The following is a 14,263-nucleotide window of genomic DNA, read 5'->3' on the forward strand; positions in this document are numbered from 1 at the left end:
TTATACAATCTGGAGGAGAAACTCTGATTATTTTAATAACCACCGTTCTACAAATGCCTTCTCAACAAAGACTTCTTTCATAACGTATTCTTGTATTATATCTCTCAAATATTCTTTGTTATATTGCTCGTCCTGATTCCTGGCTAATGTTTGGTAGCCAGTACCCCTTTGAAGATAATCAGAGGAAGCTACCGTATACCACTGCTCCATATTAAGGCTGACGCCATGAATATAAATATTCAAAATATTCCTGCCATCATGTTCAATTACTGCGTTCGATACATGCAACCTCCCCACATATTTCCCCCGAAATCCCGCACCTTTACCATCCGCATAACAATAATCCGTATCCAAGGAATTTTGCAAGGCTTCCCACAAGTCTTTTCCTTGTATCTTAAAGCTGGTTGGATTTAAAGGAGATGGACAAAGTTCTATGATCTTTTTCCTTGAAACATCACCCTTTTTAATTCCCCCGTTAATCACGCCACTATTTATAATTGCAAGATCACACACAAGGAAGTCCTGTAAGGCATCCGCAAGGAGATTCGTCATAGGGTTCTCTTCCACAACATCATGCCATAAATTTTTATTTATTGTGCAGAATGGTTCACTGAGTCTGTCAATAGCCTTTTTTTTGTTCTGTTTGACTAGTTCTTGAATTATAGTAGATTCTTCCGAATTTAGGATGTTGATATTATTTCCTTCTATCAGTTGCACTTGATTCCTGTTTACTTCGACTACAAGCTTTCCAATATGTTCTCCCTGTGCTCCTGAAGTATGGATAATCGTACCATTTACTATTTCCGGCTGGTCCATTAATATATGGAAATGGCCGCCTATTATAATATCAATACCACTTATTTTTACTGCTATTTCCTTATCCTTGTCCATCCCAAGATGTGAAAGCAGAATGCACAAATCATACTCATCCTGAGATTCATTGATCTCATGCTGAACTGCCCCCAGGTAATCGATAAGAGTAAAGCCAAGTAATTCGTTAAAAGGTCCAAGGTCCGGTGATGCCCCAATAATTAGTATTCTTAACCCATTTTTATTTATTATAATACTTCTTTTTACTTCTTCTATTTCTAAATGTCCGAGACAGCGCAGGTTACAGCTCAGCAACGGTATCTTCGCATTTGCAGCCATATATTTTAACACATCCAACCCTTGAAATATTTCATTATTTCCAACTGCCAAAGCATCGTATCCAGTAGTATCAAGCAATTCCATCGCTGCCAATCCGTCGGTTCCAAGCAATTCAATTCTTTTAAAATCCGCAAAATCTCCAGCATCAAGTATAAGAGTATTGCTATCCTTCCATTCGCTGATCTGGTTTACTATTTTAGAAAAGTTCTCAAAATTACTATGTATGTCGTTTGTATGTAATATCGTTAAGCGCATATTTCCCCCCCCACAATGTACTCATCAGATTGAAATTTATTAATTCTTTTCGGTCAATTTATGACTGCTTATAAATATAGCACTAAACTGCCAGCGCAGTGGTTCGACAACCCATAGTTTAGTATTTATTTATTTTAATCTTTCTCTATTCTACTACTTCAAATTCCTGTGGTAAACCTATAAAATAGAATCTCAAACTATTTTATAGGAGGTCATACATTCAAAGTCCATGATACCACGCTTTTTTAGCACAAAAAAGACATAACTTCCTTCTTAGCGAAGAGCTATGTCTTTCTTGTGTCATTTACTCAATTTAGTGGCAGGCTTCTAACGGAGCAAAACCTTATTTCTACCCCAACGGCCCCTCTTCTTGCCGATGCGCTTCGTTTTTCCCCAACGTCATTTTACTGCCAGCCTTTATTAGCAATATGACAGCTAAAATCATAAACGGTAGTCCTCCAATAAGGCCGGTGATTGCCGGGCCAAGTAGTGGGTTATATCCGCTCTTTGCGAAAACGATTGGCAGTGCCGCGCCTGCGTTCACCGTTGAATGGATCATGGCAGCTGGAATGACGCTTTCCAGTTTGATTGACATATAGCCTTCAATAATTCCAAGCACAACGCAAAAAACGAACATAGCCAGAATGCCGAGCCATGGATAGCCCCAATAACCGGTTCCGTAATTGTGACCCATCACGATAACGGGCAAGTGCCAGACTCCCCATATTGCCCCTGTTATAATTAACGCGGTCCTGTCAGATAAAAAAATGCGCAGTTTGGGGAGCAGATACCCTCTCCAGCCAAGTTCTTCACCCAAGGTGGGTATGATATTTACAATTGGGCCGATAACAACAAAAATCAGAGCTTGAACCATTAGCAGTGTGGACACGTCAAGTCCCTGTTTACCACTTGAAGCAACCATCCCTTTTAGAGTTGTAAGCTCCGGGTCAAACGAACCGGGGAAAATCAGGAAATAAAGCGCTCCGCTCAGAACCAACAAGACTGTCGGACCGAAGTACAAAAGCAGATATTCTTTCATATGCCCCTTGAAGTGGGGGCGAAGATACATATTCCCAAACCCCTCTTTTGTTATAATCCGTGTTAATAAACTGGATAGCGCAGGCATAAACATAGCGACTGCCAAAATTACTACTGCCGCCCCGCTTCCATAGGTGAGCCCACAGATCGGTACCAACAAAAAAACGATCCAGGCAAGGATGATAGTAAGCGCAATAAATATAATCAGTCGTTTTTTTGCCGCCAATTTTTCGTGTTCCATAGTAACATTCCCCCTTATTTATATTATTCGCAGTTATGTTGAAGCTTTTTAGTTATACTCTGAAAACGCTGCTCATCTGAGAGAACCGAAAACACTGGATTATTAACGATCACATCAGACATGCTTTTCCTGATTGTTTTTTCATCCCGCGGAAGATCCGTTCCCAGATCGAGCTGATCCAGCCATCCGTCCAGATGGTCGAAAAAAGCATCGCCATGCAAGCGCAGGGGATAAATATCGCTTATTACGATCTCGGTGTACTTTTGCAGCATTTCAAGCGCCTTATCATAATTTTTCTGAGCAATAAATCCCTGCGCGGCTGAAATATAAAGGCTGACCAGGACACCGGGATGCAGATGCCTCATGTCAAACGTTTCCGCTACGACAAGCGAGCGCCGCAGTACCTCGTCGAATTTGGATGGGACATCCACACATAGGGTAAGATATGCGGGAAAGAAGTTAAACAGGACGACGATGTTCTGAAACATTCCGACCTGCAAAACGGATTTCGCCTCCTCGATGCGCCCCGTCATTTGGTAAGCGGAAGCCAAAAGCGATTCAGGGGGCAGCGCAGGCGCGACTGATCCATCAAGCAGCTCCAGCGTGGTATTGGCATTACCGGAAATAAGGCTACACAGGGCTTCCATAAACAAAGCCTGCCTGTTAATCGATACATCATCGCATTCCTCTCTGATCCGGATAAAAAGAACCTTGGCTTCCTCGGTCAAAGATGCCGTTTTTTGGGGGTCTTTCAGCAATTCTACATGGTTGATCATCAGTATTCCCAGATTCAGCAGCAGCGGAAAGCATGAATAGTATTTTTTAATTGTTTTTCGGCAGTCTTCCATCACCGAATCAAACGGTTTTGACGCAAAATCAGCCGACAGGTTTCGGTACAGCTTTTGAATATTCTCTTTTGTCATCTGCGGTTGATAATCTATCAATTCGTCAATGCTGATGTTAAAGTACGCAGCCAGCTGTGGGAGAAAGGTTACGTCCGGATAACTTTGACCCGTCTCCCATTTGGAAACGGATGCCTTGGACACGCCAATGTAATTTGCAAGCTCAGCCTGGGTGATGCCCTTTTCCTTGCGCTTATTTATAAGCACCTTTGCAATATTAATTTCCTTCATATTAATCACCTCTGACTATATTTTAGTTCATAAACAGAAGGAAATCAATGGATTTGCAGTTGATAACGGTTGAATAAATCAACCTATGCGATACTTTTAGCCAGTCATGATTATCACCGCTTCAACATGTCCTAAGTAGATAAAAATGATGTCGTGTGAACCTTCTGGTTGCTTGGAGGCGAGTAATTTTTCCTAAAAACTGATTACTGAGATCCGAATATTAAATAAACATGCCTTAGTCCTGGCAAAAACGTCAGGGCTATTGACATGTCTATTGGGATGCAATTTCAATTTTTCTCTCGATTAGCATACTCTAACCAAATTCATATTTTTATATTATACTCTTAATCCATTCCACTATTTCAGCATCAGATGTACGATTCAGTAGTTTTTCTGAAATAAACTCAGCCGATGCATCTACAGATGGTCTAAGTTTCTCAACCGTCTTTCCAAATCCGCTTCCTCCTGAGGTTGCAAATAAAGCAATCTTCTTTCCCGAAAAATCATTGTTCTCAAGAAATGTATTAATGATCGTTGGTGCTACATACCACCAAATAGGAAAGCCTATGATAACTGTATCATACTGACTCATAGCTTCTGCTTTTCCTGTTATTGCAGGTCTTGAAGCAGGATCATTCATCTCAATCGTACTTCTTGACTTTTTATCCGTCCAGTTAAGGTCTGCCTTCGTATATGCTACCTCTGGTTTTATTTCAAATAGATCTGCTCCTGCAGCCTTAGCAACCTTTTCAGCGGCCCTTCCAGTTACTCCACTTGCACTAAAATATGCAACTAATGTCTTTTTCATCTCAATATAGTCCTTTCCTTACTTTAGTTTCCCGTATTCCTCAACAGATACAGGATCGCACCATTCGGTTCTTCCTTCTTCTCCAGGAACTTCTACAGCAAGATGTGAGAACCAGCTGTCTGGTGCAGCTCCATGCCAGTGCTTTACTCCTTCTGGGATGTTAATGCAATCACCAGGATACATTTCGATCACGTCTTTGCTCCATTCCTGATAATAGCCTCGTCCACCTACACATACCAGAATCTGACCACCACCAGATTTTGCGTAATGAATATGCCAGTTGTTTCTACATCCGGGTTCAAAGGTTACATTAAATACTCCAACCTGGCTTGTTGATACCGGAGCAAGGTAACTCTGTCCGACAAAGTACTGTGCAAAAGCATCATTAGGCGCTCCAATAGGAAAGATCATGGATGCCTGATGCTTATCTTTAGCACTATCTTCTTCTGACTCTACACTCCAGACTTCCTTTGCCTGATTAAATACAGACCATCCTTTTGGCCAGCCTGTATAAAATGCGACATGAGTGATGATCGCAGCGATTTCCTTCTGTGTTACCCCATTCTTCTTTGCATTCTCCAAATGATACTTCAGAGAAGAATCTGTTATACCAGCGGACATAAGAGCCACAACGGTAATAATGCATCTTGTTTTTATATCAATATCCTCGTTGTTCCAATTCTCTCCAAATAAAACATCATCATTGTAATGAGCAAATTCCGGAGCGAATTCTCCAAGAGCGTTTCTTCCTGCTGTCTGTACTATCTTTTTCATTTTTTATTCCTCCTCTTGACTTTTTATTTGCAGGCTTGTTCTTCATTTATTTAAATACTGATCAAAGAAACTTTGAATCTTATCAAATGGAATCACATCCAGATTGTCATAAAGATCTGTATGGACTGCTTCAGGAATAATCATAAGTTCTTTATTATCTGCATATGCGCTGTCCTTAGCCATATTTTCAAAAGCATCTTTGCTAAAATAACATGAGTGTGCCTTTTCACCATGAATTAAAAGACAAGCACTTCTGATTTCATTAGAATACTGGAGAATCGGTTGATTCATAAATGATATACAACTTACTATATTCCATCCTTCATTAGAATTAAGGGATCTTTCATGATATGCACGACCTTTATAATACTCACTATAGTCCTTTACAAAGCCAGGAACATCTTCAAGCACTGGAAGAGACAGACATCCACCAACATGTGTATAATTACCTTCCTTGTACTCTTTTGTTCTTGTAGCATTAAGCACCTTTTTCTTCTCATATCTTGCATCAGCACTATTCTCAGTGTCAAAATATCCATTAGCATATACACGTGTCATATCGTACATAGTTGATGCAACCGTTGCCTTAATTCTTGTGTCAAGGGCAGCTGTGTTAAGAGCCATTCCTCCCCAACCACAAATACCAATAATTCCAATTCGCTCTGGATCCACATTATCCTGTGTAGACAGAAAGTCAACTGCAGCCTGGAAATCTTCCGTGTTGATATCTGGAGATGCCATATATCTTGGCTGGCCACCACTTTCCCCCGTGAAAGAAGGATCAAAAGCGATTGTTAAAAAACCTCTCTCTGCCATAGTCTGTGCATAGAGTCCTGAACACTGTTCCTTGACTGCGCCAAATGGTCCACTAACTGCTATTGCAGCAAGCTCTCCTTCTGCACTCTTTGGTGTATACATATCGGCTGCAAGGGTAATTCCATATCGATTATGGAATCTTACCTTCTTATGTTCAATCTTCTCACTCTTTGCAAATGTTTTGTCCCAATCAGAGACTAAATGTAATTTTTCCATTTTAAACTCTCCATATTTTATTTGATTTTTCTGATTATATTTGATATCATAATTATCATAATTCCTAAACCTAACTTTAGGTCAAGGAGTTTTTTTATTAAGGACGTTTTTTATAAGGAGATTTTTATGTATACTATCGGACAAGTGTCTAAACTGTTTGGATTACCAATATCTACATTACGCTATTATGACAAAGAAGGGCTCTTTCCTAATATGGAAAGAACATCGGGTATCCGTAAATTTAACGATACTGAAATTGAAGGAATCCGTGTTATTGACTGTCTCAAAAAATCAGGTATGGAAATAAAAGATATCAAGAAATTTATGCAGTGGTGCGGTGAAGGCAGTTCAACTTACGTTAATCGAAAAGAACTATTTGAAAAACGTCAAAAGGCTGTCGAGGGGGAAATCAAACAAATGCAGAAAACCCTTGATATGCTCCGGTTTAAATGTTGGTATTATGAGCAAGCAATCAAAGATGGAAATGAAGATCATTTAAACGAAATGCTTCCTAATCATCTTCCATCCGATATCCAAAAACTCTATGACCATGCACATAAATAGCGCATTAATCCGTAATAATTTTTATTTCATCTTTCATCAATACTGAAGTTCCGTTTTTGTGAGGATATCGACCGTGTATCTAGCGAATCAACTGTTCGACTCTTTTATTATCCTTTCTGCCACTTATCTTTCACATGACTGATAAGTGGCAGAACCTAATGGATATGTTTAAACTGCTGTGTATGACATGCCATAACATACTCGGAGGAGTCTTCAGTGATATAGCTTGCCGTACCGACAAGACCGGTGAATAAATCCTTGTAAAACTCGCCGGGCGCGTTCATGGTGAAAACCCAACCTGTTTTTGTGCGTTTTGGATACGTAGGAACCCGATCTTTGTTATAGGTCATGCCGGGGAAGTAATAACGTTCCAAAAATGAACGCGTTTCTCCGGTTATGTCGCCGAAATAAATCGGTGAGCCGATGAGCAGCAAGTCGGCGTCTATTGCTTTTGTAAGTATCGGCGCTAAATCATCCCGGATGGCGCAATGGGCAAACTTGCCCTCGTCAAGCAGCTTACAGGAGTGGCAGCCAATACAGCCCTTGAAATTAAGGTCATACAGCCGACCATTTCCCCGGTGGCGCCGGGAACGCTCATCGCACCGTCAAAGGCGCTTTTGAGCATGGTGGCGGTGTTGCGATTCTTTTGGGCTGCACCGCAGATTGCCAGTACTTTGATTGACATGATTACCCTCCTCTTACATTTTCCTAATGAAGTCGCTAAAGTCTTGATTTTTATTCTCGAGAAGCCGCACACCCATGTCAAAGGCTTTCATGCAATTGTTTGTGAACATTTCCTCACTGCGCTTGGTAAACTCATCGAACTCGTCGTTTGGAGCGGCATTCTTCGTATCGTCTTTATAGATGTTTGCGCTCGCGGCAATCAGCAATTCTGCCGAACCGAATATAAATCCCATCATCTTCTCTGTTAGCTCAAAGTGACGGTCCATCCCCATCTCTTTTATGAGTTTCTCTTCTGCCCCTAAGGTTAAGATGAGCCCAATATTGATTTTCTTTGGGAATCGCGAGGAGTCTCCGTAACCGAGTGGCATATATGGGTAAGCGGCACGCTCATAGAATCCCCTCATCCCTGCGCTCATCGAGGTAAAGTAGATGGGAGACCCTAAGAGTATGGCATCAACATCCAAAATTTTTTCCAACACTGGGGTAAGTTCGTCGCGCATTGCACACTTGCTAAAACTTTTTCCGTCCGTCTGCCTACAGGCTAAACAACTGGTGCAGCCCTTGAAGTTAAGGTCATATAAATGAATAAGCTCGATTTCAGCTCCCTGTGAGGCAACACCTTCAAGGGCATTTTTTAGCATTGTTGCTGTGTTCTTGTCTTTTCTTGGACTTCCGTTAATTGCTAATACTTTCATTTTTATACCTCCTTGATTTCAGTAAAAATTTCTCCGGCTGTGCCGGATAGTTACGATGTCAACATCTCCTCATTTTTATATTTAATCAAACAATCGTTTATTAAAATCTCTGAATAAATGGGCCTCCGCCCATTTGTCAGTTTACGCTTTTATTGCATCCCAGCATATTTGCTCCAATTCTTTTATTTCCGAATCTGAGAATCCCTGTTTCAATATCAGCCTCGCCTTTGCGATCTGCGTAGTTCCGTAATAACAAAAAGTCCATAGCAGCACCGGGTCGGTCTTTTTCAGTATGCCTTCCTGCTGGCCGCGCTCAATCACATTAAACACAGGTTTTAGCATTTTGACCGTATCCTCCACGCAGGACTCACCCGGCATAGGGGCGTTCGAGAACTGCTCCAAAAAGAAGAAGCATGCCGTGTATTCCAAAGTAAAGTCCAATATATTGTGGATTACCTGCTCCATCACCTGCCGGACGGGCACAGACTGTTCAATGTTCCGAGATAGGGTGGCACTGAGTTTTTCCCTCACGTCTAGGTAAACCTTTTTGATCATATCCTCCTTATTTTCAAAATAGACGTATATGGTTGAAGAAGAAACCCCAGCTTTTTTCCCAATCTGAGACATACACAAATTGGCAAAACCGATTTCATTGATCAAATCAATCGTTGCCGCAAATATTGCATCTTTTTTATTTTCATCTCTTACTCTCATGTTGTTATTATAAATGAACGTTCGGTTATTTTTAGGTGGTTTTAATATTTTTTTGATTAAAATCTGATCTTTGCGTACAACTTCTATTATTGGTAAAAAGGAACAGAAAAGTTCAACTTCTCTGTTCCTTTTATCTAACCTGTAATGTTATAATTTTACGGTCGAGAGTGGTTGATTCGTGAATCAATTCAATCACAATGCAACTCCATTCATTAGCCTGTTCATGATAGTCTCAACAGAATCAATGCTATGAATAAATGAAATACCTAATCCAAAGGATGCATAACCTTTCGTCAAGTCACCAAACAGCATACCATCTCTCATTCCAACATATTCATTTTGTGCTTTGTAGATTTCTTCTTCAGTTGCGCCGTCTTTCGACATATGAAGTAATTTATTTGGCAATTCTCCTGGTAATGAACGATAGAATGCCGGAATTGTTCTATACATCAACAAATCATCTGCCTTTGATTTAATAGCCTGTTCTTTAATATTTTCAGCCAAAGGAGATTCCTTTGACAAAAGAAACGCTGTTCCAACAAACAATCCCTCTGCTCCTAACGCAAAAGCAGCTTTAGCACCTCTTTCATCAGCGATACCTCCCGCTGCCATAACAGGTACCCTTCCTTTAGTTGCATCCACAATCAATGAGATGATTGAAAATGTGCCAATGGCTTTCTCTGGAATTGTTCCACCTTCATCAAAGCCTGTCGCAACAATCACATCTACTTGTTCCTTTACTGCTTCTCGTGTATTTTGTTCATTAGGGGTTGCAGCTCTAAATACAACCTTAATTCCGTTTTCGTGAAATTTTGAAATCCAATAAGGAGCCAGATTACCAACCATAACTGCAACAGGAACTTTTTCTTCTACCATTAAATCGAGCATTGGTTGAGTGAAAATATCTTGTTCAACATTGCTAGAAGGCGCAATATTTAATCCAATCGGGTTTCTTGTAATCTCACGAACCTTTCTTATCTCTGCTCTCATTCGTTCTTTGGTTTCTTCACCCGTATATACTGCGGTGCTATGTCCTGCGTTGAATCCCAGTACGCCTAATCCACCCGCTTTGCTCACAGCGCCAACTAGTTCTGCATTAGTAATCCAATTAAATGGTCCCTGAATAATAGGATTCGTTATTCCTAATACTTCACATACTCTGTTTTTCATTTGATCCTTCCTTTTTTCTCATTGAATATAGTTCTAACATCATCTGTAAACTGAATTTATTACAGATATTCCTTTTTATTACGCCTCTCACTTAGCTTTTTCATGTCAAAATGATCTATCCCATACTGTATAGCCTCGATCATTTCATGTTTTCTTGACAAAAATGGTCCTGTCAAATTTAGTGAGCTTGTATGATGCGTAATAAACTTCTTGGGTTCACATGTTAGGTTTTTGATAAATGTTTTCAATTCAATCATAAGTTCTTTTTCATCCAGCGGATCAAAAATACCATTTTCTGCTTCACTGCAAAGTTCTGTTCCTTCAAAAAGTGTTAATCCTCCAGTTCCTACAACTGTCGGATTACACTGACTAAATATCTTCGCGGAATTTATCGCATGTTCGAGACTATGGGATTTCCCCGTCACGCCATTTAAGAAAGTCATCCAATAATTGATTCCAGCTAAATCAAGCTTTTGACATTGTTCTATTATATCGGCAGAATGATATCCCTTATTGATTCTATCAAGAGTCCAATCATCACCACTTTCGACTCCAAGATTTATCTCTGTAATACCTTTTTCTCTGAGTATACGTAACTCTTCAACTGTCTTATTTTTGACATTAGTGACACGAGCACCCATTGTCATAGTTAACACTTTTGGTAAATACTGATGTACCAAATCACATATTGTAGCAAGATGCTTAAAATCCATACAAAAAGGATCCGCTCCAACTAATTGCAGTCTTGTAGTATCAGGATAGCAATTAGCAATTTCTTGCAAATCTTCTTCGATCCAATTTAATGGGGACATACGAAAGGGAATTGATTTATACATATTACAAAATTTACATTTATTATGCGTGCATCCTTGCGTGACTTCCAATAGTGGAGATGATGGTTCATAGGGGTTAATATAGAGTGTGCCTGTATAATGCATAACATTCCCTCTTCTTTGCTTTAACTTTCAAAAGGTTCTGCCAACTCATCAACAATTTCCTTACATGTTTTTATGTCGGTAATAACGTTAATTGCTTGAGAACAATTGATAAATCCCTCATCCTGATTTCCAAGCAGCATTCCTGTTCTAAATGAACCTTGCTGGGAATAATAGGCACTTATTTCTTCTCTGCTTTTTCCATCTGATTCCATCTTTTTGCACTCCAAGCTCGTAGCATTTGGTACTAAATATAAATAACCCGGATTAGCTGGTATGTGAATCAACTCTTCAGCTTTTGTATCGATAATTTTTTCTTTTACAGATTGTGCTGCAGGGTTTTCTTTTGATACAATAAATCGGGTTCCTGCATAAATACCATCAGCTCCCATTGCACACACAGCTTTTGCTGCTAAAAAATCTGCTATCCCACCTGCTGCCATCAATGGAATCGACACAGCTTTTTTGATTTCCGGAAAACGTGATATTAGACTTACATTAATTTCTGGTGCATGTCCACCTTCTTCTGAACCAGTACAAATCAAAACATCAGCACCTGCTTTTTCAGCAGCAATCATATTCTCTACGGTTGAATTCATTGGCCTGCTTACAATCTTAATATCCAATTCCTTAAGTCTCTTATATATTTCAGGATTTGCCGGTTCTATTGGCAATGCCAAAACGAAATCAGGGCGATCTGTTTCAAAAACGTCCAATGTTGCCTGTGTGAATGGATCTAGCTGTGGAGCAATCATAATATTGACTCCAAAAGGCTTATCCGTAAGTTCTTTTACTTTTCTTATTTGTTTTCTTAAGTTCTCTGCAGCAACGACTGGATCTGTTGCAGCCTCTGTAACACCTGCGTTAAATCCAATGACTCCAGCACCTCCAGCATTGCTAACCGCTGCTACAAACTCAGCATTGGTTATCCAGGTCATTGCCGCCGCAATAACTGGCTTTTTGATTCCTAGAATTTTACATACTTTATTTTCCATTGTGAATTTCTCCTTTACTTTCTTAAGTATATTAGATATAATAAAATATTCAAGTACTGTTATTTTTAATAGATACTATCATAAATGATACTAATGGAGGATAATATAAATGAACGATGACTTCAGCGTTAATAAAGAAAGCAATCATGCCTGTGGAATACCTGAATTTCAAGCTGCTCTCTCAGGAAAATGGAAAATATCTATAATATGGATTCTTAATGCTGGAAAAATACGCTTTGGTGAACTACATCGCCAGATTCAAGGAATAACCCAAGCTACCCTCACAAAACAGCTACGTGAGTTAGAAGCATCTGGTCTAATTGACAGATACGTTTATCGAGAAGTTCCACCAAAAGTTGAATATTCAATATCTAAAAAAGGACAATCTTTTATTCCCATCCTCTATGAAATCAATGAATGGAGTATAAATAATCTAAAATAATATTGATTCTGCCCAATGTACGAATTGTGTTTTCCCTCTTTCCACATATCAGCAAAAACTTACTAACTCCATAATGTCGCCATTCTCTATTGAATTATTTCAAGTACAATATCCAAAGCTATTGATTGAGACGAAGTAGATATAGTCATTGAAAGTAGATATAATGATAAGTGTCTTTTTTTAAAGAAATCGGTTACCCTAACCAATGACGCTGTATTACCGTCCTTTTTTGCGGCACCATTTAAAACTAATATATTTTTCATGAGTTGTTCTTTTCCATATTATTTTCTACCTCAGATTTATTACCACTAGTTTGTACCGTTCATCATAATGGTTATTTGCTCATAAGCTTACAACCAATTTCATATGCAGCTTCCATATCTTTAGGAAACTGCGTTTCTCTGACTTTTCTCTTGTGTGCTTCATTTAAGGCACCGGAATGATATTTTGAATAGTCATTAAACTGATATGTGTCACAGCTTGCATAAGTTTCTACATTTCCTCCAAGACGTTGTAAAATCTGAGAATGCGATTGTATAGATTGTTCCATCACATTTTTATAATTTTCTTTTGGTTCATTCATTGTATAGAAAAAAGCAACATTAATACTTCCATCAAATAATTGTCTACTGAAATCATCATATGACAAAAGAGGGAATTTCAGTCTTTCGAGAAAGCTGATCATTTGTCCGGTGAGGCTTCCAAAATAAATTGGTGATCCTAAAATCACTGCATCTGCCTCAAAAATTTCTTCCAATACAGAAGTAAGTTCATCTTTTAAGATGCAATGACAGGATTCCATTCCCTTTCTTTTACATCCAAAACAACTTTTACAACCAGTATATTTTAAATCATATAACTGTACTAATTTAGTTTCTGCACCAGCGGACTCAGCACCTCTCAAAGCTTCCTTTAGTAATTTCTCAGTATTCCATCCTTTTCTAGGGCTACCATTTATTGCAACTACTTTCATAATTAAATATCTCCTTTAATTCATATTGTTTTCTCTGTTTTAATATAATATTATTTTTTTCATTAATTAACCCTTACATTTGATTAATCCTTTGCTTAAATTTATAAACCATAATTTCATTTATATTGGTTATCATTTATTTTGTTGAATATGATTCAAAATGATTGTTAAGCGTACTGATTAATTCCTGCACTGGAACTCCATGTACTTTACAAGCCTGTTCTAGGCTTTCACCAGTTGAAGATGGGCATCCTAAGCAACGCATCCCCATATCAAGAAAAAATGTTGCTGTATTTGGATCAGTATTTATTATTTCTCCAATCAAAGTGTCCTTATTTACTGTATAATTCATATTTTTATTCTCCTTCTCAAAGCTTTTTAATGATTTTCCATACCAAATGTTTATAACTATTTTATTGGATTATCTCATTATGAACAAGTACAATTATTTTTAGAACATACTATCTAAAATAATACTAATGTGTTTTTACGCACTTTTAAAAGCATAATATATATTTATGGTGGGGAAAATATGAACCAAAGTAATAAATTTTCGTGCAATTGTGGTAAGCGCTTAATAAAACAGTACCTTATATAATGGTTAATATCCATGTCATAATTAATTCCATATAATTAGAGCTTTTTGAGTTATAGTTTTTCA

General features: G+C 38.6%; 17 protein-coding genes and 1 pseudogene. 2 read left to right on the plus strand and 16 right to left on the minus strand.

Annotation, left to right across the window (positions count from 1 at the left end; translation table 11 throughout):
• Positions 1–27: 27 nt before the first annotated feature.
• The 6 genes from ABS301_RS03425 to ABS301_RS03450 form a co-directional block, all read right to left on the minus strand.
• Complete coding sequence (locus ABS301_RS03425) at positions 28–1,404, minus strand: bifunctional metallophosphatase/5'-nucleotidase (protein WP_349670867.1); 1,377 nt, start codon at positions 1,402–1,404, stop codon at positions 28–30.
• A 349-nt stretch (positions 1,405–1,753) separates the two neighbouring features.
• Positions 1,754–2,683 (minus strand): CPBP family intramembrane glutamic endopeptidase, encoded by a 930-nt coding sequence (locus tag ABS301_RS03430; protein WP_349670868.1) that lies wholly within the window; start codon positions 2,681–2,683, stop codon positions 1,754–1,756.
• A gap of 23 nt (positions 2,684–2,706) precedes the next feature.
• Complete coding sequence (locus ABS301_RS03435) at positions 2,707–3,816, minus strand: helix-turn-helix domain-containing protein (RefSeq protein ID WP_349670869.1); 1,110 nt, start codon at positions 3,814–3,816, stop codon at positions 2,707–2,709.
• A gap of 331 nt (positions 3,817–4,147) precedes the next feature.
• The gene (locus ABS301_RS03440; protein ID WP_349670870.1) at positions 4,148–4,624 is read right to left on the minus strand and encodes a flavodoxin; all 477 of its coding nucleotides are present in this window, start codon (positions 4,622–4,624) and stop codon (positions 4,148–4,150) included.
• Positions 4,625–4,642: 18 nt separating this feature from the next.
• Positions 4,643–5,398, minus strand: a complete 756-nt coding sequence (locus ABS301_RS03445) for a carboxymuconolactone decarboxylase family protein (protein WP_349670871.1) — start codon at positions 5,396–5,398, stop codon at positions 4,643–4,645.
• 42 nt (positions 5,399–5,440) lie between these two features.
• The gene (locus ABS301_RS03450; protein ID WP_349670872.1) at positions 5,441–6,430 is read right to left on the minus strand and encodes an alpha/beta hydrolase; all 990 of its coding nucleotides are present in this window, start codon (positions 6,428–6,430) and stop codon (positions 5,441–5,443) included.
• Positions 6,431–6,556: 126 nt separating this feature from the next.
• On the opposite strand from ABS301_RS03450, the gene ABS301_RS03455 reads away from it, so the two are divergent.
• The gene (locus ABS301_RS03455) at positions 6,557–6,994 is read left to right on the plus strand and encodes a MerR family transcriptional regulator (protein ID WP_349670873.1); all 438 of its coding nucleotides are present in this window, start codon (positions 6,557–6,559) and stop codon (positions 6,992–6,994) included.
• A gap of 155 nt (positions 6,995–7,149) precedes the next feature.
• On the opposite strand, the gene ABS301_RS25770 is transcribed toward ABS301_RS03455, so the two are convergent.
• From ABS301_RS25770 to ABS301_RS03485, 8 genes and pseudogenes are all read right to left on the minus strand, one after another.
• Entirely contained in the window at positions 7,150–7,557 is a 408-nt protein-coding gene (locus ABS301_RS25770) for a flavodoxin family protein (RefSeq protein ID WP_502877929.1), read from the minus strand.
• A complete protein-coding gene (locus ABS301_RS03460) occupies positions 7,461–7,679 on the minus strand; it encodes a hypothetical protein (protein WP_349670874.1) in 219 nt (72 codons plus the stop codon). The genes ABS301_RS25770 and ABS301_RS03460 overlap by 97 nt, the downstream gene beginning before the upstream one ends.
• Positions 7,680–7,692: 13 nt before the next feature.
• Positions 7,693–8,373, minus strand: coding sequence for a flavodoxin family protein (locus ABS301_RS03465; protein WP_349670875.1), 681 nt, complete (start codon positions 8,371–8,373; stop codon positions 7,693–7,695).
• A 141-nt stretch (positions 8,374–8,514) separates the two neighbouring features.
• Positions 8,515–8,928: a TetR family transcriptional regulator C-terminal domain-containing protein gene (locus ABS301_RS03470; RefSeq protein WP_349670876.1), complete on the minus strand. Its 414-nt coding sequence runs from the start codon at positions 8,926–8,928 to the stop codon at positions 8,515–8,517.
• 3 nt (positions 8,929–8,931) lie between these two features.
• Positions 8,932–9,087, minus strand: a pseudogene (locus tag ABS301_RS25775) (TetR/AcrR family transcriptional regulator); the annotation flags it as partial.
• Positions 9,088–9,279: 192 nt separating this feature from the next.
• The gene (locus ABS301_RS03475) at positions 9,280–10,257 is read right to left on the minus strand and encodes an NAD(P)H-dependent flavin oxidoreductase (RefSeq protein ID WP_349670877.1); all 978 of its coding nucleotides are present in this window, start codon (positions 10,255–10,257) and stop codon (positions 9,280–9,282) included.
• A gap of 59 nt (positions 10,258–10,316) precedes the next feature.
• Entirely contained in the window at positions 10,317–11,195 is an 879-nt protein-coding gene (locus ABS301_RS03480) for a radical SAM protein (RefSeq protein WP_349670878.1), read from the minus strand.
• 20 nt (positions 11,196–11,215) lie between these two features.
• Positions 11,216–12,250, minus strand: coding sequence for an NAD(P)H-dependent flavin oxidoreductase (locus ABS301_RS03485; protein WP_349670901.1), 1,035 nt, complete (start codon positions 12,248–12,250; stop codon positions 11,216–11,218).
• Between the two features lie 46 nt (positions 12,251–12,296).
• On the opposite strand from ABS301_RS03485, the gene ABS301_RS03490 reads away from it, so the two are divergent.
• A complete protein-coding gene (locus ABS301_RS03490; protein ID WP_349670879.1) occupies positions 12,297–12,629 on the plus strand; it encodes a winged helix-turn-helix transcriptional regulator in 333 nt (110 codons plus the stop codon).
• A gap of 334 nt (positions 12,630–12,963) precedes the next feature.
• Here the strand turns inward: ABS301_RS03490 and ABS301_RS03495 are convergent, their stop codons facing one another.
• On the minus strand, positions 12,964–13,602 hold the full coding sequence (locus ABS301_RS03495) for an NAD(P)H-dependent oxidoreductase (RefSeq protein ID WP_349670880.1): 639 nt from the start codon (positions 13,600–13,602) through the stop codon (positions 12,964–12,966).
• Positions 13,603–13,738: 136 nt separating this feature from the next.
• On the minus strand, positions 13,739–13,954 hold the full coding sequence (locus ABS301_RS03500; protein ID WP_349670881.1) for a DUF1858 domain-containing protein: 216 nt from the start codon (positions 13,952–13,954) through the stop codon (positions 13,739–13,741).
• Between the last annotated feature and the right edge of the window lie 309 nt (positions 13,955–14,263).

The sequence above is a fragment of the Lacrimispora sp. genome, from assembly GCF_031982545.1.
Classification (GTDB): Bacteria; Bacillota; Clostridia; order Lachnospirales; family Lachnospiraceae; genus Lacrimispora.

What these genes read in the sequence shown, in the direction of transcription:
- ABS301_RS03450 (WP_349670872.1), bottom strand. Translation starts at nt 6,430, where the DNA reads ATGGAAAAATTACATTTAGTCTCTGATTGGGACAAAACATTTGCAAAG.
- ABS301_RS03490 (WP_349670879.1), top strand. Translation starts at nt 12,297, where the DNA reads ATGAACGATGACTTCAGCGTTAATAAAGAAAGCAATCATGCCTGTGGA.
- ABS301_RS03455 (WP_349670873.1), top strand. Translation starts at nt 6,557, where the DNA reads ATGTATACTATCGGACAAGTGTCTAAACTGTTTGGATTACCAATATCT.
- ABS301_RS03500 (WP_349670881.1), bottom strand. Translation starts at nt 13,954, where the DNA reads ATGAATTATACAGTAAATAAGGACACTTTGATTGGAGAAATAATAAAT.
- ABS301_RS03465 (WP_349670875.1), bottom strand. Translation starts at nt 8,373, where the DNA reads ATGAAAGTATTAGCAATTAACGGAAGTCCAAGAAAAGACAAGAACACA.
- ABS301_RS03445 (WP_349670871.1), bottom strand. Translation starts at nt 5,398, where the DNA reads ATGAAAAAGATAGTACAGACAGCAGGAAGAAACGCTCTTGGAGAATTC.
- ABS301_RS03475 (WP_349670877.1), bottom strand. Translation starts at nt 10,257, where the DNA reads ATGAAAAACAGAGTATGTGAAGTATTAGGAATAACGAATCCTATTATT.
- ABS301_RS03470 (WP_349670876.1), bottom strand. Translation starts at nt 8,928, where the DNA reads ATGATCAAAAAGGTTTACCTAGACGTGAGGGAAAAACTCAGTGCCACC.
- ABS301_RS03435 (WP_349670869.1), bottom strand. Translation starts at nt 3,816, where the DNA reads ATGAAGGAAATTAATATTGCAAAGGTGCTTATAAATAAGCGCAAGGAA.
- ABS301_RS03430 (WP_349670868.1), bottom strand. Translation starts at nt 2,683, where the DNA reads ATGGAACACGAAAAATTGGCGGCAAAAAAACGACTGATTATATTTATT.
- ABS301_RS03495 (WP_349670880.1), bottom strand. Translation starts at nt 13,602, where the DNA reads ATGAAAGTAGTTGCAATAAATGGTAGCCCTAGAAAAGGATGGAATACT.
- ABS301_RS03460 (WP_349670874.1), bottom strand. Translation starts at nt 7,679, where the DNA reads ATGTCAATCAAAGTACTGGCAATCTGCGGTGCAGCCCAAAAGAATCGC.
- ABS301_RS03480 (WP_349670878.1), bottom strand. Translation starts at nt 11,195, where the DNA reads ATGCATTATACAGGCACACTCTATATTAACCCCTATGAACCATCATCT.
- ABS301_RS03440 (WP_349670870.1), bottom strand. Translation starts at nt 4,624, where the DNA reads ATGAAAAAGACATTAGTTGCATATTTTAGTGCAAGTGGAGTAACTGGA.
- ABS301_RS03425 (WP_349670867.1), bottom strand. Translation starts at nt 1,404, where the DNA reads ATGCGCTTAACGATATTACATACAAACGACATACATAGTAATTTTGAG.